The following is a 16,670-nucleotide window of genomic DNA, read 5'->3' as shown; positions in this document are numbered from 1 at the left end:
CGCTCGATTCGCCGGTAACGGCGGTGAAGGGTATTTCGGGAGTGAGGGCTGGGTCTCTGCGTTCTCTGGGTATCTCTACCGTTCGTGACCTCGTTTCGCATTACCCGCGACGCTACATCGACATGAGTCGCCTGGTCACGTGCGCGGAAGCGCGCATTTCCGATGCATGCACCATCGTAGCCAGCGTCTACGAGGTGAAGGTCAAACGGCCCAAGAACCTCGTGCTCACCGAGATTACCATCAACGACGGCACGGGGACGCTCATCGTTACGTGCTTCCGTCAGCCCTGGTGGGGGCAGAAGCTTTCCCGCGGAACGCGCATCGCCGTATCGGGCACCGTCGAGTTCAATTTCGGCTTCAAGCGCATGACCAACCCGCTTATCGAGGTGGTCGAAGACGCGTCGCAGCAGGTTTCTGGGGCGATTGTTCCCGTGCATCCCGCATCCGAAAAGCTTCCCGCTGCCACGATGCGCAAGCTCGTGCAGGCGGCTATGGAAATCACCGTGGGGCTGGAAGACCCGTTGCCTCTTTCGCTGCGCACGCGTTACCGCCTGATGTCGCGGGGAATGGCGCTCAACTGCATTCATTTTCCCAAGTCGATGCAGGAATACGCTAACGCGCGCCGCCGCCTTGCCTACGAAGAGGTGCTCATGCTCGAGCTGCATCTCATGCGCTCGCATGTCGCGAAGGCGGGGCGTGAGGGCGCAGTCTCTCATGTTGTGGATGGCCCGCATGCCGCCGCGCTGAGCGAGGCCATTCCCTTCCAGCTTACCGACGAGCAGCAGGCTGCCGTAAGCGACATTCGGTCGCGCATGGCGAAACCGGCGCCCATGCACCACATGCTTCTGGGCGACGTGGGCACGGGTAAAACGGCCGTTGCCGCTTTCGCGCTTGCCGCCGTTGCCGATACGGGCACCCAGGCCCTCATGATGGCGCCTACCGAAGTGCTCGCGCGTCAGTATGCGCGCTCCCTTGGCGCTTGGTTCGATGCCGCGGGCATTACGTGGGACGTGCTCACTGGTTCGGTGGACGCCGAAGAGCGCGCTGGCATTCTCGAGCGCGTTTCGTCGGGGAAGACCTCCGTGCTGTTTGGCACGCATGCCCTTATAGAGGACGAGGTGCGCCCTGCGAAGTGCACGCTCGTGGTAATCGACGAGCAGCAGCGTTTCGGCGTCTCGCAGAGAAACGCGCTCATCGCGAAGGGCGTTGCGCCCGACGTGCTCTCGCTCACCGCCACGCCCATTCCCCGATCGCTCGCGCTTGCAACCTATGGCGACATGACGCTGTCGTACCTGCGCCGTCGCCCCCATGCGCATGCGGTCACGAAAACGAAAGCGCTCACGTACTCCCAGATAGGCGAGGCGTATGAAGCGGCTCGCGACGCGCTCGACGCCGGTCGGCAGGTGTATGTCGTCTGCCCGCTCGTGGGGCAGTCGCATTCCGAGAAGAACAAGGAGGCGGCCAAGCGCCGCGCATCCTCCGAGGCTACGCGGGCCGCTGACGAAGGCGAGCAGCACGCGTATGCGTCCATCGCCATCGAAGGCGAGGCCGATTACCGCAACGACGACGCGCATGCCGCCATCGAGCAGGCGCGCTTCCTCGAACAGAAGATCTTCTGCGGCTACGAGGTGGGCGTGCTGCATGGGCGCATGAAGAGCGATGAGAAGCAGGCTGCCATGGAGGCGTTCGCCGAAGGTCGCACGCAGGTGCTCGTGGCCACCACGGTTATCGAGGTTGGCGTCGACGTTCCGAACGCAACCGTCATGGTCGTGCGGGATGCCGATCGTTTCGGCCTGGCTCAGCTCCATCAGCTGCGCGGTCGCGTGGGCCGTGGCGAGGCGGCAGGCGAGGTGTATCTCGTTTCCGGTAGCAAGGCTCCTCTCGCGCTCGAGCGCCTGGCGGCCATGGAGCGCATCGAGGATGGCTTCGAGCTGGCCGAATACGACCTTTCGCTTCGTCGCGAGGGAGACATCCTGGGCAACAGGCAGCATGGCGTGTCAACGCTTCGGCTCGTGAACGTCGTGAGGGATGCCGCCCTCATCGAGGCGGCTCACGCAGATGCCCTCGAATTGCTTCAGGCCGACCCCGAATTGAACCATCCCGATCATCGTGCGCTCAGATACGAGGTATCGCGTGCGTTTCCCGAGCAATCCCAGAGAAAGGACGACTAATGCGCATCATCGCCGGTGAATTCCGCGGCAGGCCCCTGCGGGCGCCAAAGGGCCGCACCACGCGCCCCACGGTAGACCGCGTACGCGAGTCGCTCATGAGCACCGTCATGTCTGCTCGTGGCTCGTGGGAGGGCGCGTATGTTCTCGACGCTTTCGCGGGTAGCGGCGCCCTTGGCATGGAGGCCCTTTCTCGTGGTGCCGAGTTCGCATGCTTTTGCGAGCGCGACCGCGAGGCGCTTGGATGCCTGGCAGTGAATACGGTTTTGGCCGAGCCGCAGCGCACGCATGTGGCGCGCATCGACATCGAAAAGCGCCTGCCCCCGATTCCGGCATCGCCCTTCGACCTGGTGTTCCTCGATCCTCCGTATGCCTACGACGTGCAGACCGTAGCCGGCGTGCTCTCCAGGCTCGACGAGGCGGGCATGCTCGCTTGCGATGTGCTGATTAGCTATGAACATGACGCATCGCTCGATTGCGCGGATGCCCCGGAATTTCTTGCCTTACAATTGCATCACCTTACGCGTAAGAAGTATGGCGATACCGCTATCGACCTGTTCAGAAAGGAGCTCGCATGAAACGCGCGCTCGTGCCCGGTACGTTCGACCCCATCACGGAGGGGCACCTCGACATCATTCGACGTGCTTCCCAGATCTTCGATGAGGTGATCGTCGCCGTGGCCGCGTCGCCCAACAAGGGCGGCCGCAAGAGGCTCTTCACGCTCGAGGAGCGCGTCGAGCTGGCCCAGAAGTCGGTGGCCGATATTCCCAACGTGCGCGTCGAGCCGTTCAGCGAGCTTCTCGTTTCCTTCGCGCGCCGCATGGACGCCAAGGTTCTGGTGAAGGGCCTGCGCGCTATCACCGACTTCGAGTACGAGTTCCAGATGACGGCCATGAACTACGACATCGACCGCGAAGTCGAGACGGTGTTCATCATGTCGCCTCCAAAGTACATGTACCTGTCGTCTTCCATCGTTCGCGAAATCGCGAGCCTGGGCGGCCCGTTCCACGAGTTCGTGTCCGACCCGGTCTATCGCGCGCTGTGCGAGAAGTACGGTCTTCCCGCCAACGAGCAGGAACAATAATCCGCGTCCGCTTCTTCGCTACCCGGCAACCCCGCCGTGGAGCGGGCGGGGAAGTGGGGCACTTAGCTCGTGCATCGTGCCCGTTTGCGGCATCGTGCGCCATAGGCATATGCGCTAGCTGGTTAAATGTCGTATAATCGCACGTGGAGCCTGAGTGTTCATTTTGTTCCATATGGAACTGCATGATAGAATGCAGTGGATTGTTTTGACATATTCAACCGCAGCTTAGACGCAGCATACGGAAGGAAATACTATGGACGAAACAGGGGTTTTGGGGCTTATCGAGGAGCTTTCTATCCTCCTGGAAGATGCGAAGCCCGTCTTCGGCAAAGGCAACCTGCGCCAGGTCGACGTTGCTGCCGCCTTCGAAATCATCGATGACATCCGCGACGCTTTCCCCAGCGAGTTCGCTCAGTCTCGCCAGATCGTGCGCGAGCGCCAGAGCCTTCTCGACGACGCCGAGGCCGAAGCAACGCGCATGATCGAAGATGCGCGTAGCCAGGCGCTCACCATCGCCGGCGAGCAGGAAATCGTGCGCATTTCCCAGCAGCAGGCCGACACCATCATGGCCGAAGCCCGAGAGCTCGAGCGCGAAACCCGCGCTGGTGCCGAAGACTACGCCGACGAGGTATTCGGCCACGTCGAGCAGAGCCTCGACACGCTTCTGTCCAACGTGCGTCGTTGCCGCGAGCGTCTGAATTCGAACTCGTTCGGCAGCGGTCGATAGGGCTTTCCGGTAATGGATTCCACTACCATCGAAATCCCATCCGAGCTCTTCGCGCCCGCGGAGAGCTCTTCCTATTCGGGCATTCTCGAACTGCCTGAACTGGAAGCCGGCCCCGATATCTACGCCTTTTCCGAGCCTCTTTCCTGGAATGTCGTCGTGTCCAATACGGGCGACGCGCTCCTGGTGAATGGCACGGTTACGGGCCTGGCCACCACGTCGTGCGCGCGCTGCCTCGACCCGATCGAGGTCGATTTCCAGGGCGACATCGAGGGCTATTTCCTCATTGGCGACGCGGAAAGCCCCGAGGATATGGACGAAGACGAGTTCGATCGCCTCGACGATTCGAACACCATCGACCTCGTGCCCCTCATGACGGCGGCATTGCTGGTCGACACGCCACTCGTTCCTCTGTGCCGCGACGATTGCAAGGGCATTTGCCCCGATTGCGGTGCGAATCTGAACGAAGGCGATTGCGGGTGCGCCGCCAAGCGCGAGGCCGAGCAACAGGCCGAGGCGGAAGCCGCGAATCCCTTTGCCGCATTGAAGGGGTTGAAGTTCGACGACTAACGCGTTCCGGGCTGTTCTTTTCGGGGATGTCCGTTCGCGCAAACACGCGAGTGTGCAGTCTCGGTGAACATGCCTTGCGTCCCCATGGCGCGGGTGTTAACATACCCATTCGCGTATTCGTGTTATATGTTGCAGGCGCTAGGGAGCGCCTCAGCTGTAAGAAGGAGATAATAATGGCAGTACCTAAACGCAAAACGGGCCGTGCTCGCACGCATTCCCGCCGTTCCGCTAACGACAAGATCGCAGCTCCCGCTCGTTCTCTGTGCCCGAAGTGCGGCGAAGTGAAGCTCCCGCATCGCGTGTGCCCGAGCTGCGGTTTCTACCGCGACCGCGAGGTCATCGAGACGGCTTAGTTCTAGCTGCCATAGTTTGTTAACGGGTCCCCTGATCGCGTAAGAGGTCAGGGGATTTTTACTATTGCGAAGTACCGAATGAAAGGTGAGCGCGCATGAATCAGTCTGTGACCATTGCCGTCGATGCCCTGGGTGGCGACGCCGGCACTTCCGTAGTTCTGCCCGGCGTCGAAGCCGCCCTGGCCGAAGACCCCTCGCTGTCCGTGCTCTTGTGCGGCCCCGAGGATGTCGTCGTTCCGTTCTGCGAAGCGCATGAGCGCTGCGAAGCTGTGGTGACCACCGAGGAAATCGCAATGGGCGAGCATCCCGCGCAGGCCGTGCGCAAGAAGAAGGACTCGTCGCTCGTGGTGGGCTGCCGCATGGTGAAAGAGGGCAGGGCCCAGGGCTTCTTCTCGGCGGGTTCCACCGGCGCGGTGCTCACGGCTGGCACGCTCGTCATCGGGCGCATCAAGGGCGTTTCCCGTCCCGCGCTTTGCACGGTGCTTCCCACGCCCACGCGTCCCGTGGTGATGTGCGATGTGGGTGCCAATGCCGATTGCAAACCCGAGTACCTCGTGCAGTTTGCCCAGATGGCCTCTATCTACGCCGAGAAGGTGCTTGGCCGCGAGAACCCACGCGTCGCCCTTCTGAACATCGGCTCCGAAGAGGCAAAGGGCAGCCAGTTCGCCCAGGCGTGCCATGCGCTGCTGAAGGAAAACGTGCCGAACTTCACGGGCAATGCGGAAGGCAACGACGTCTTGGCTGCCACGCACGACGTGTACGTCACCGATGGCTTCACCGGCAACGTATGTCTGAAGACGATCGAGGGCACGTCGAAGGCGCTCTTCGGCGCCCTGAAGGGCGTCTTTACCAAGAATGCCGCAACCATGCTGGGCGCTGCGCTGGTGAAGGGTGGCCTGAAGGACCTGAAGGACCTTGTTTCCGCCGACCGCATGGGTGCCGCTCCCGTGCTGGGCGTCGCGGGCGCGTGCATGGTGGGCCATGGCTCTTCCAACGAAACCGCCATCAAGAACGGCATCCACATGGCCGCCAAGACGGTGCGCCTGCAGGTTTCTGAATTAATCGCGCAAGCCGTCTCTTCACCTGCAGCTTCGGGTAAAATGGATAAATCTGAATAGATTCGCGTTTTCATACATTTGAGGAAGGGGGCGGGCCCTCGGGGCCTGTGTTATGAATGCAATTCCGCGTGACGAGCAGCGTAAGAAGCTCGACCTAGCGCAGGAAATCCTTGGGTACCGCTTTACCAACGAGCGGTACCTCCTCTCCGCCATCACGCATCCGTCGGCGGTCGAGGGCAAGCCCGTAAAGTTTTCGTACGAGCGCTTGGAGTTCCTGGGCGACAGTATTCTCGGCGCCGTGGTGGCCGATGCGGCGTTTCATAAGTTCTCGGAAATCGACGAAGGCGGGCTCACGCGTATCAAGGTCTCGCTCGTAAGCGGCGCCTCGCTTTCCCATGTGGCGAGCGAGCTCGGCTTCGCCGATTTCATTATCTTCGGCCTGTCCGAACGCGGCACGGGCCGTCGCGGCCTGCATTCCGCACTCGAGAATGTCTACGAGGCCATCGTCGCCGCGCTGTATCTCGATGGTGGCATGGATGCAGCTCGCGATTTCATTTCCAAGACGCTTCTTGGCTACATGAGCATCGACATGGCCCGCGAGCCGGAAAATCCGAAGAGCGTCCTGCAGGAAAAGCTTCAGGAAGATGGCATCACGCCCACCTACAAGCTCATCGAGACGCAGGGCCCTCCGCACGACCGCACGTTCGTCACGCAGGTGTACGCCGGCCTTCAGGCGCTTGCCCGCGGCGTGGGCCGTACGAAGAAGGAAAGCGAAAGCCAGGCCGCCCAGAGCGCTCTCACGCAGATGTCCTTCGAGTCGTCGAAGAAGAGCGAGCGTGAAATCCAGCGCGAGCAGAAGGCCGCCCGCCGTGCCGAGCGCAAGGCCGAACGCGAAGCTGAAAAGGCCCGCAAGGTCGAAATGAAGAACAAGAAAAAGCCCTCTTCTTCCGAGCGGGGATAATCCGTGTATCTCAAGTCGCTTGTCCTGAAGGGGTTCAAATCATTTGCCGATCGCAGCGTGCTGGGCTTCGAGCCCGGCATTGCCGCTGTTGTGGGCCCTAACGGTTCGGGTAAGTCGAACATCTCCGACGCCGTGCTGTGGGTTCTGGGCGAGCGCAACGCGAAGAACCTTCGCGGCCAGGCCATGGAAGACGTCATCTTCGCGGGCTCTTCCGCGCGCAAACCGGTGGGCGTGGCCGAAGTCGAGCTCGTGCTCGACAATTCCGATGGCACGCTTCCCGTGGAATACAACGACGTCTCCATCATGCGCCGCATGTACCGCAGTGGCGAAAGCGAGTACCTCATCAACGGCACCATTGCCCGAAGGATGGACGTGCTCGACATTCTGCACGATAGCGGCTTGGGCACGGGCACGCACTCGATCATCGCCCAGGGTCATTTGGCCGAAATCCTGCAGAGCAAGCCGGAGGACCGCCGCGCCCTCATCGAGGAAGCCGCTGGCGTTCTGAAGCACAAGCAGCGCAAGGCGAAGAGCCAGCGCAAGCTCGAGCGCATGGACGAGCACCTCGCGCGCGTGCGCGATGTCGTTGCCGAGGTGGAGCGCCAGGTGAAGCCGCTCGAGCGCAAGGCGAAGCGCGCCATGCAGTATCGCGACGTCAGCAAGCAGCTCGCGCAGGTCAACCTCGAGCTCGCCGTCGACGACCTCCGTACGCTCCAGAAGGCGTGGGATGAAACGCTCAAGCGCGAGCAAGCGCTGTCTTCCCAGCTCGAGGGGCTTCGCACGCAAATCGAGAAAACCGAGTCGGTGTCGGAGGAGCTGCAGAAGAAGCTGCAAGCCGAAACGGCCGAGGCGGGCATCGTGGCTACCCATCAGCGACGCGCGCAGGCCGCTTCCGATAAGCTCGATTCGAACGTGCTCCTTCTCCACGAGCGCAAGCGCTCCATCCAAAGCTACCTCGCCGACCTCCAGCTTCAGCTGCAGGGGTCGGAGCGTTCGCTGCAAGAGCTCGAAGAGCGCAGGGAACAGGCGCAGGCCCAGCTCGATGAGGCCGTTGCCGCCCGCGAGGCCGCCGATGCCGCATATGCCGCTTCGCGCACGCGCACGCAGGAGCTGCAGGAGAAGAAGCGCGCGCTGCAGCAGCAGCTCGACGACTCCACGCGCAAACGCCGCGACGCCCTTCAGGAGCTCGAGGGCGTGCGCGCAGCTCAGGCCCGTACGCAGGAAATCCTTGCCAGCAGCCATGCGCAGCAGAAGCTCATCGACACCCATGCGGCCGAGCTCGACGAACGCTTTGCTGCCGCGAAGGCGGCAGTCGACGCTGCGCAGGCCCACGCCAACGCCATGGCGCACGACCTGGAAGAGGCCAAGAAGGCCGAAAATGAGGCGCGCACCAAGGTGGGCGTGGCCGTGCGCAAGCGCGACGAGCTGCGACACGCCCTCGACGAGGCGCGCGACGAGCGGGCGACTGCGTCCGCTGCCGTGAAGAGCCTCGAGGAGCTTCAGCGTGCGCGCACCGCTTCCAATCCGCTTCTTCAGTGGGTGGGGGAGCATGCAGGCGAGCTGAAGTCGCAGGCCACCCCCTTCATCGAATCGCTTACCGCGTCTCCCGAAGCCGAGGCGCTCGTTACGCTCCTGCTTGGCTCCGACGTGGAGGCCCTTTTCGTCGACGATGCGCCCAGCGCGCTCGATGCTGCCACGCGCATCGTTTCCTCGGGCCAAGCGGGTTCCATTTCGCTTCTGCCCCGTAGCGACATGCGTCCGGGCACGTTGCCCGCCAGTTTGCCGGAAGGCGCGCGTACGCTCGTTTCCATGCTTTCGTATCCCAGTTCGGCCGCATCGTCGGTCGAGGCGCTGCTGGGCGATGTGCTCATCTGCGATAGCATCGCCGCTGCGCAACGCGTTGCCGCCGAGGTTCCCGGCGTTCGCGCCGCTACGCTCGATGGCGTGGTCGCATGGCCGAATGGCAAGGTAACGTACGTTCTTCCCGGCGACGATAGCGCCAACGCCCTCGCCGCGCATCGCGAGCTCGAGGCTGCGCGCGAGCGCCTTTCCGCTGCCCAGGAAGCGCTCGACCTTGCGCAGAAGTCGCTCGACGAATCCGAGGAGGAGCTTCGCGCCGTTCAATCGGTCGTGCTTTCCACCTCCCAGAGCAAGGCTAAGCTGCAGGGCGCATCCGACGCCGCGTCCACCCAGGTGAAGCAAGCGCAATCTGCGCTTGACGCCCTGAAGCGAGAATCCGATTCCATTGAAAAGCAGCGCGCTTCTGCCCAGGAGGCACTTGAGGCTGCCCAGCCCGAAGCCGTTTCGCTCGACGAGCGCGCCAAGATCCTCTCCGGCACCATCGACGATGCGAAGAACCGCATCGATACGCTGCGCGACGAACTGGCGCCCGTGCGCGCCCAGGCCGACGAAGCGTCGAACGCGCTTGCCGAGGCGAAGCTCGCCGCGGCAACGGCCAAGGAGCGCACCGATTACGCCAAGCGCATGGTAATCGCGCGCGAGCAGGATATTCGTCAGGCCAAGAAGACGCGCGAGGTGGCGCAGCGCAACATTGCGAAGAAGAGCGTCGCCGCCCGCCGTATCGACCCGCTGCTCGAGATCTGCCGTACCCTCGCCGAGGCCTCTCGCGTTCGCTCGCAGAACCTCGAAGACGCGAGCGCGGCTTCTCGAGAGATGTCCGCTGGCCTTCACGAGCAGATCAACGAGGCGCGTGCCAAAGCCAAGGAGGCTCACGATGCCTTCGATGCCTCGAACGAGACGCTTTCCCAGGTAAGGGTTGAAAAGGGTCGTTTGGAAATGCAGGTGGAAACCGCCATCCGCACCATCACCGACGACTGCGGCACGCCGCTCGAAGTGGCGATGCGCGAACCCGAGCTGGAAGACCGAGCGGCTCTCGAAGCCGAATCGTTCAAGCTTCAGCGCCGCATCGCGAACATGGGCACGATCAATCCCGACGCTGCCGCCGAGTACGAGCAGCTCAAGACGCGCTACGATTACCTGCAGTCGCAGCTCGACGATATGATGGCTGCCCGCCGGTCCCTCGTGAAGATCGTCCATGTCATCGACGATCGCATGAAAGACGACTTCGTGAATACGTTCGAGCAGGTGAACGCTAATTTCCAGCGCATCTTCCGCGAACTTTTCCCGGGTGGCGCGGGCGAGCTTTCCCTGGTCGATCCCGACGACCCCGAAAACACTGGCGTCGAGGTGAGCGCCCAGCCCAGCGGCAAGCGCATCCTGAAGATGTCGCTCATGTCGGGTGGCGAGAAATCGCTGGTAGCCATGGCGCTGTTGTTCGCGGTATACGAAACGCGTGCCACGCCGTTCTACATCCTCGACGAGATCGAAGCCGCTCTCGACGACACGAACCTGCGTAGGCTCGTCGCGTATCTCGATTCCATTCGCGACACCACGCAGTTCATCATGATCACGCACCAGCGTCGCACGATGGAAATGGCCGACGTGCTCTATGGCGTGTCGATGCAGTCGGATGGCGTTACCAAGGTTATGAGCCAGCGTCTCGACGCTGCGCTTCGCTATGCGGAAGGATAATCATGTTTGAGAGTATGAAGCGTGGCATGCAGAACACGCGTCAGCGTTTCGCCGAGCGCATGAACATGCTGCTCGACCGCGGTCCCGACGTCGACGAGGACTTCTGGGATGGCCTGGAAGAGGCCCTCATCCTGGCCGATGTGGGCGCACCCGCTGCATGTGACATCGTCGAGCGGATGCGCGAGATGGCAACGCGCAAGGCCCTGCCCGATGCCTACGCCGTCATGGATGCCCTGGCCGACCAGCTGGCCGAACGCTTTGCCAGCGCTGATGTGAACCTGTTCGACGAGAATCCCGTGCTCGTGCTCTTCGTGGGCATCAATGGTGCGGGCAAAACCACCACGGTGGGCAAGATTGCCTATTCCGCGAAGGAAGCTGGTCGCAACGTGCTTCTGGGCAGCGCCGACACCTTCCGCGCTGCCGCCATCGAGCAGCTTGAAGAGTGGGGGCGCCGCGCCAACGTGGAAATCGTCGAGCGCGAACGCGGGGCCGATCCGGCAAGCGTTTGCTACGACACGATCGAGCGCGCCGAGGCCACCAATGCCGACCTCGTCCTCATCGACACCGCGGGTCGCCTGCATACGTCCGACGACCTCATGCGCGAGCTGAGCAAGGTGGTGAACGTCGTCCGCAAGCGTTCCTCCATTCCCGTGAAGACGGTGCTCGTCATCGACGCAACCACCGGCCAGAACGGCCTTTCCCAGGCGCGCAAGTTCAACGACGCGCTCGACCTGGATGGCCTTATCGTCACGAAGCTCGATGGCACGGCGAAGGGCGGTATCGCGCTTGCCGTTTCCTACGAGCTGAACCTTCCCATCGTCAAGATTGGCGTGGGGGAGAGCCTGGCCGACCTTCAGGACTTCGACGCCCACGACTTTTCCGCGGCGCTCATCGGCGCGGAACCCGTGGAGGGGGAAGAGCCCGAACCCGCTGTTGCCTCCGAGGAGCTGGAGTGGGATGCTCCCTCTGAGCCTGAGCCTGAGCCTGAGCCTGAGCCTGAGCCTGAGCCTGAGCCTGAGCCTGAGCCTGAGCCTGAGCCTGAGCCTGAGCCTGAGCCTGAGCCCGAGCCCGAGGCAGGGGAAGAGGAAGAACCCGAGCCCGAAGCCGAAGAAGAGGGCATTGAGGAAGAGCTCGCTCAGGACGAACCGGTTGAAGAACCCAAGAAGGAAAGCCGCCTGAAGCGCGCCTTCAAGTGGATGGGATTTTAGGAGAACACATGCTCGAGAATCTTTCCGATCGCCTTCAGAGCGTATTTGGCGGTCTGCGCAGCAAGGGCAGGCTTACGGAGGAAGACATCAACGACGCCATGCGCGAGATTCGCATGGCGCTTCTTGAGGCCGACGTCAACTTCAAGGTCGTCAAGAATTTCGTGGCGCGTACCAAGGAGCGCTGCCTTACCGCGGAGGTGCTCGATTCGCTCACGCCCGCGCAGAACGTCATCAAGGTCGTTCTGGCCGAGCTCACGCGCCTGCTGGGCGAAACCGATTCCCGTCTGGTGCTTTCCAGCCGCATTCCCAACGTCATCATGCTCGTGGGTCTGCAGGGCTCCGGTAAGACCACCGCAGCCTCCAAGCTGGCCTACCTGCTGAAGCAGCAGAATCACAACCCGCTTCTGGTGGCGTGCGACGTATATCGTCCCGCTGCAGCCGACCAGCTGCAGACGCTCGGTGACGAAATGGGCGTGCGCGTCTATCGCGGCGACGGCACCGATCCGGTCCGCATCGCGAAGGAGGGCGTGCAGGACGCCATCGACAACCTGCGCGACGTGGTCATCATCGACACGGCGGGTCGCCTGCATGTCGACGAGCAGATGATGCAGGAAGCGCGCGACATCAAGGAAGCCACGAAGCCCGACCAGATCCTCATGGTCGTCGACGCCATGACCGGCCAGGATGTCGTGAACGTTGCATCCGCCTTTGCCGAGCAGGTCGACTTCGACGGCGTGATCATGTCGAAGATGGACGGCGATGCCCGCGGTGGTGGCGCACTTTCCATTCGCGAGGTAACCGGCAAGCCCATCAAGTTCATCAGCCAGGGCGAAAAGCCCGATTCGCTCGAGGAATTCCATCCCGACCGCATGGCCAAGCGCATTCTGGGCATGGGCGATGTGGTGAGCCTCATCGAATCGGCTACGAAGCTGCAGGAAGAGCAGCTCGAGGCCGAGCAGACCGAGCGCATGATGAAGGCGCAGCTCAATCTGAACGACTTCCTCGAGATGAACAAGCGCGTGCGCAAGATGGGCGGCATTTCGAAGCTCGTCTCCGCGTTGCCGGGTGGCGACAAGGCACTTTCCCAGGGCCAGGTCGACACATCGGCGCTCGATCGCATGGAGAACATCATCTTCAGCATGACCGAGCAGGAACGACTCCATCCCGACATCCTCAATGGCAGCCGTCGCGCCCGCATCGCACGTGGCGCAGGCGTTTCGGTTACCGAAGTGAACCAGGTGATGAAGAAGTTCAACGAAACCAAGAAGATGCTCAAGCAGATGATGCCCGCCGAGGAGCCTTCGTCGGGTCGCAAGGGCAAGAAGGGGAAGAAGCGCCGCCGCCGTGGCTTGCCCGGTATGCCTGGCATGAATCTGAAGGACCTTCAGAAGATTCAGGACATGCTCGACCAATAAGCGTGTCCAACGGGCATTCGCTGTGGTCGTTGCATGGTTATCTTTCTGGATTTCGTTTGTGTTTGAACGCTATGCTTGCGTAAATTGCCCCTACGGGCTAACATTACCAATTGCTGTTTTCAAGAGCGATTATTCGCTCTCGTATACGTAGGAAATTAAAGGAGTTCACCTTCATGGTCAAGATTCGCCTCGCCCGTCATGGCGCTAAAAAGGCCCCGTACTACCGCATCGTCGTCGCCGACGCTCGCTCTCCTCGCGACGGTCGTCTGATCGACGAAGTTGGTCGTTACAACCCCAACACCGATCCTTCCATGATCCAGCTCGACATGGAAAAGGTCGAGAAGTGGATCGCTTGCGGCGCTCAGCCCACCGACACGGTTGCCCGCCTTATCGAAACCGCTCGCAAGGACGCATAAATTATGTCCGATCAGACTATGGATCTGGCGGGATTGGTTCGTACGCTCGTAGAGCCCATCGTTGAGTATCCTGGCGACCTGCAGGTTTCCCAGACGGAATCCGATGCAGGCATCCTGGTCGAAATCGACCTCAACGAAGAGGATACCGGCAAGGTAATCGGTCGACAGGGTCGCGTAATCAAGGCTATCCGCACGCTTGCTCGTGCTGCTGCCGTTCGCGCCGATCGTCACGTCGATGTGGAGATTGCCGAATAACATGGGTGCGTGGGTTCGAGTAGCTCGCGTTGCGAAGACGAGGAATCTTGAAGGGAATCTCGTGGTGCAGGCCACCACGGGACTCCCTTTTCTGCTTTCGGAAGGCATGGAAGTGCGCTTCGTGCCTCCTACGCTGAAGGGCCCCCGGTCTGCAGTCGTTCGCGATCTCTATCAAATCAAGGGCAATGCCTGCGAGGTTTCTTTCGAGGGCATTTCTTCCGCTGAAGACGCCGATGCTCTTATCGGATCGTATTGCCTGGTAAGACGCGATAGCCTTCCTGAAATCGATTATACGCAGTCGCCTTCTGCGCTTGCGGGCTGGAAGGTGCTCGATGGCGAGTTCGGCGATCTGGGCGAAATCACCGAGGTTATCGACAATCCCGGGCAGTCGCTTCTCGTCGTCGCGGGCGAACGCGGCGAGGTCCTCATTCCCGTGGTCGACGCGTTCATCCAATCCATCGACGAAGATGAGCGCGTAGTGGGAACGTGCATTCCCGCCGGCCTGCTGAATCTGTCGAACGCAGACGAAGACGCTGCCGAAAAGGACGAATAGTGATTGTCGATACGCTCTCCACGTTCCCCGGAATGTACGATTCCGTGATGGGAACGAGCATGATGCGCATCGCCCAGGAAAAGGGCGCACTCGAATTTCATGCGCACGACCTGCGCGATTGGACGCACGATAGGCATCGCACCACCGACGACGAACCCTACGGCGGAGGCCAGGGGCTCGTGATGAAATGCGAGCCCATCTTCGAGGCATACGACGATATCGCTTCCAGTGGCCCCGCTCCCTATACCATCTTCCTCACGCCCACGGGCGAGCGCTTCGATCAGGCCCTCGCGCTCGATTTGGCCGAAAAGTCGCGCCTTCTGTTCATCTGCGGCCACTACGAGGGCATCGACGAGCGCGCATACGCGCTGGCAGACCGCTGCATTTCGCTGGGCGACTACGTCCTTACGAGCGGCGAGCTTGCGAGCATGGTGGTCATCGACGCGGTTGCTCGCCTTCTTCCCGGCGTGCTGGGCGACGAGGGGAGTGCTGTCGACGAGAGCTTCTACGATGGCCTGCTGGAATATCCTCAGTACACGCGCCCGGCTACGTTCCGCGAGATGAGCGTTCCGCCCGTTCTCCTTTCGGGCAATCATGCGGCGATCGACCGCTGGCGCCGCGAGCAGAGCATCGAGCGCACGGCGCGCTTGCGCCCCGATTTGCTCGAGGAATCCAATTTGTCGCAGGAAGACCGCGACTTTTTGAAATCTTTGCACAACCGCTAATCGCGTTGCGCCGAAGCGCTATTATTAAAATTCACTACTTTGCATCTAGGGGCTTATTCGCCACGGAGAGGAAAGCCGATGAATTCCGGTAACCATGCACCTTCGACGTCGCGGGGTTTTGGGCGCGCGTGCATCGAATTCGTCGTCATCGTGGCGCTCATCGTTGGTTGCGCGTACCTGCTGCGCACCTACGTCATCACGCCTTACGAAGTTCCTTCGGGCAGCATGGAATCCACCATCATGTCCGATGACCGCATTTTCTCCGAGAAGATTTCCTACTATTCGCGCGACGTGCAGGTGGGCGATATTGTTACCTTCGACGATCCCGAAGTCGAGGGTCGCACCCTCGTGAAGCGCGTTATCGCCACGGGTGGCCAGACGGTCGACCTCGTCGACGGCGTCGTGTACGTCGATGGGGAAGCGGCGTTCGAGCCGTACACCAATGGCCAGCAGTCGTTCCCACTCAGCACTGCAGCCGACGTGACCATCGAGTATCCCTATACCGTTCCCGATGGCTACATCTGGGTCATGGGCGACAATCGCGGCAATTCAGCCGACTCGCGCTATTTCGGAGCCGTCCCCGTTTCGAATGTCTCGGGACACGTGTGCTTCATCTACTGGCCGCTCCAGCATTTCGGCCCCATCAGCTAATTCATTAAAGAAGATACATCGCAGGAAGACGATCGAGGAGGATCATGGCACCTCAGGACGCCACGAAGAATGCGGGAAGCGTCCCCACATTCCAAGACATCATTATGAATCTCCAGCATTACTGGGCCGAACAGGGCTGCGTTATCCTGCAGCCGTATGACGGCGCGGTTGGCGCTGGTACCAACCATACCGCCACCACGCTTCGCTCGCTCGGTCCCGATACGTGGCGTACGGCATACGTGCAGGGTTGTCGCAGGCCAACCGACGGCCGCTACGGCGAGAACCCTAACCGCCTGCAGTACTACTATCAGTTCCAGGTGCTCATGAAACCCTCGCCCGATAACATCCAGGACCTCTACCTGGGCAGCCTGCGTGCCATCGGCATCGAGCCGAACGAGCACGACGTGCGCTTCGTGGAAGACGACTGGGAAAGCCCCACGCTCGGCGCCTGGGGTCTGGGCTGGGAGGTCTGGCTCAATGGCATGGAAGTCACGCAGTTCACGTACTTCCAGCAGGTGGGCGGCTTCGAATGCTCGCCTGTTCCCGTTGAAATCGCGTACGGCCTCGAGCGTCTTACCATGTACATCCAGGGCGTCGACAGCGTGTACGACATCATCTGGGCCCGTGGCGACGACGGCGTCGAATTCACGTACGGCGACGTCTACCTGGAAAACGAGCGCGAGTTCTCGACGTACAACTTCGAAATCGGCAACACCGACTTCCTCTTCCAGCTGTTCGACAACTGCGAAGCCGAAGCCCAGGCGTGCCTCGCCGCCAACCTTCCGCTCCCCGCGTACGATTGGGTTCTGAAGTGCAACCATGCCTTCAACCTGCTCGACGCTCGTGGCGTGATTTCCGCCACCGAGCGCATGGCCTACATTCTGCGCGTCCGTTCCATGGTGAAGGATTGCTGCGCGTCGTACATGGAGCACGTGGTGGGATCGGCACCCCAGCTCGAGGAAGAGAAGGGGGAGTAA

Annotated in this window: 17 protein-coding genes; all 17 read left to right on the top strand. The window is 61.5% G+C overall.

Going from position 1 to position 16,670, the window contains the following annotated elements; genetic code table 11:
- Window positions 1-23 precede the first annotated feature (23 nt).
- The 17 genes from AC04P6_RS03465 to glyQ all read left to right on the top strand — a co-directional run bounded on the left by AC04P6_RS03465 (window position 24) and on the right by glyQ (window position 16,670).
- Window positions 24-2,171: an ATP-dependent DNA helicase RecG gene (locus AC04P6_RS03465; protein WP_475565213.1), complete on the top strand. Its 2,148-nt coding sequence runs from the start codon at window positions 24-26 to the stop codon at window positions 2,169-2,171.
- Window positions 2,171-2,746, top strand: a complete 576-nt coding sequence (rsmD, locus tag AC04P6_RS03460; RefSeq protein ID WP_475565201.1) for a 16S rRNA (guanine(966)-N(2))-methyltransferase RsmD — start codon at window positions 2,171-2,173, stop codon at window positions 2,744-2,746. Before AC04P6_RS03465 ends, rsmD begins: the two co-directional genes overlap by 1 nt.
- The gene (coaD, locus tag AC04P6_RS03455; protein ID WP_475565200.1) at window positions 2,743-3,252 is read left to right on the top strand and encodes a pantetheine-phosphate adenylyltransferase; all 510 of its coding nucleotides are present in this window, start codon (window positions 2,743-2,745) and stop codon (window positions 3,250-3,252) included. The genes rsmD and coaD overlap by 4 nt, the downstream gene beginning before the upstream one ends.
- A 253-nt stretch (window positions 3,253-3,505) precedes the next feature.
- Entirely contained in the window at window positions 3,506-3,979 is a 474-nt protein-coding gene (locus AC04P6_RS03450) for an ATP synthase subunit B family protein (RefSeq protein ID WP_066661741.1), read from the top strand.
- Window positions 3,980-3,991: 12 nt separating this feature from the next.
- Window positions 3,992-4,546, top strand: coding sequence for a YceD family protein (locus AC04P6_RS03445; protein ID WP_475565199.1), 555 nt, complete (start codon window positions 3,992-3,994; stop codon window positions 4,544-4,546).
- Between the two features lie 173 nt (window positions 4,547-4,719).
- Window positions 4,720-4,899, top strand: a complete 180-nt coding sequence (gene rpmF / locus AC04P6_RS03440) for a 50S ribosomal protein L32 (protein WP_475565198.1) — start codon at window positions 4,720-4,722, stop codon at window positions 4,897-4,899.
- Between the two features lie 95 nt (window positions 4,900-4,994).
- Window positions 4,995-6,017 (top strand): phosphate acyltransferase PlsX, encoded by a 1,023-nt coding sequence (gene plsX / locus AC04P6_RS03435; RefSeq protein ID WP_475565197.1) that lies wholly within the window; start codon window positions 4,995-4,997, stop codon window positions 6,015-6,017.
- Between the two features lie 52 nt (window positions 6,018-6,069).
- Entirely contained in the window at window positions 6,070-6,918 is an 849-nt protein-coding gene (rnc, locus tag AC04P6_RS03430) for a ribonuclease III (RefSeq protein ID WP_475565196.1), read from the top strand.
- Window positions 6,919-6,921: 3 nt separating this feature from the next.
- Entirely contained in the window at window positions 6,922-10,470 is a 3,549-nt protein-coding gene (gene smc / locus AC04P6_RS03425) for a chromosome segregation protein SMC (RefSeq protein WP_475565195.1), read from the top strand.
- 2 nt (window positions 10,471-10,472) lie between these two features.
- Window positions 10,473-11,678 carry a signal recognition particle-docking protein FtsY gene (gene ftsY / locus AC04P6_RS03420; RefSeq protein ID WP_475565194.1) on the top strand — a complete coding sequence of 402 codons (1,206 nt, stop codon included), beginning with the start codon at window positions 10,473-10,475 and terminating at the stop codon, window positions 11,676-11,678.
- An 8-nt stretch (window positions 11,679-11,686) separates the two neighbouring features.
- On the top strand, window positions 11,687-13,093 hold the full coding sequence (ffh, locus tag AC04P6_RS03415) for a signal recognition particle protein (RefSeq protein ID WP_475565193.1): 1,407 nt from the start codon (window positions 11,687-11,689) through the stop codon (window positions 13,091-13,093).
- 173 nt (window positions 13,094-13,266) lie between these two features.
- Window positions 13,267-13,509 carry a 30S ribosomal protein S16 gene (rpsP, locus tag AC04P6_RS03410; protein ID WP_475565192.1) on the top strand — a complete coding sequence of 81 codons (243 nt, stop codon included), beginning with the start codon at window positions 13,267-13,269 and terminating at the stop codon, window positions 13,507-13,509.
- A 3-nt stretch (window positions 13,510-13,512) separates the two neighbouring features.
- Window positions 13,513-13,764, top strand: coding sequence for a KH domain-containing protein (locus tag AC04P6_RS03405; RefSeq protein WP_475565191.1), 252 nt, complete (start codon window positions 13,513-13,515; stop codon window positions 13,762-13,764).
- A gap of 61 nt (window positions 13,765-13,825) precedes the next feature.
- Window positions 13,826-14,317: a ribosome maturation factor RimM gene (locus tag AC04P6_RS03400; protein ID WP_475565190.1), complete on the top strand. Its 492-nt coding sequence runs from the start codon at window positions 13,826-13,828 to the stop codon at window positions 14,315-14,317.
- Entirely contained in the window at window positions 14,317-15,042 is a 726-nt protein-coding gene (trmD, locus tag AC04P6_RS03395) for a tRNA (guanosine(37)-N1)-methyltransferase TrmD (RefSeq protein ID WP_475565189.1), read from the top strand. Before AC04P6_RS03400 ends, trmD begins: the two co-directional genes overlap by 1 nt.
- Window positions 15,043-15,120: 78 nt before the next feature.
- Window positions 15,121-15,693 carry a signal peptidase I gene (gene lepB / locus AC04P6_RS03390; protein WP_475565188.1) on the top strand — a complete coding sequence of 191 codons (573 nt, stop codon included), beginning with the start codon at window positions 15,121-15,123 and terminating at the stop codon, window positions 15,691-15,693.
- A 44-nt stretch (window positions 15,694-15,737) separates the two neighbouring features.
- Window positions 15,738-16,670 carry a glycine--tRNA ligase subunit alpha gene (gene glyQ / locus AC04P6_RS03385; protein WP_475565187.1) on the top strand — a complete coding sequence of 311 codons (933 nt, stop codon included), beginning with the start codon at window positions 15,738-15,740 and terminating at the stop codon, window positions 16,668-16,670.

The sequence above is a fragment of the Denitrobacterium sp. genome (assembly GCF_056180635.1).
This window is presented reverse-complemented; position numbering and strand designations above follow the sequence as displayed.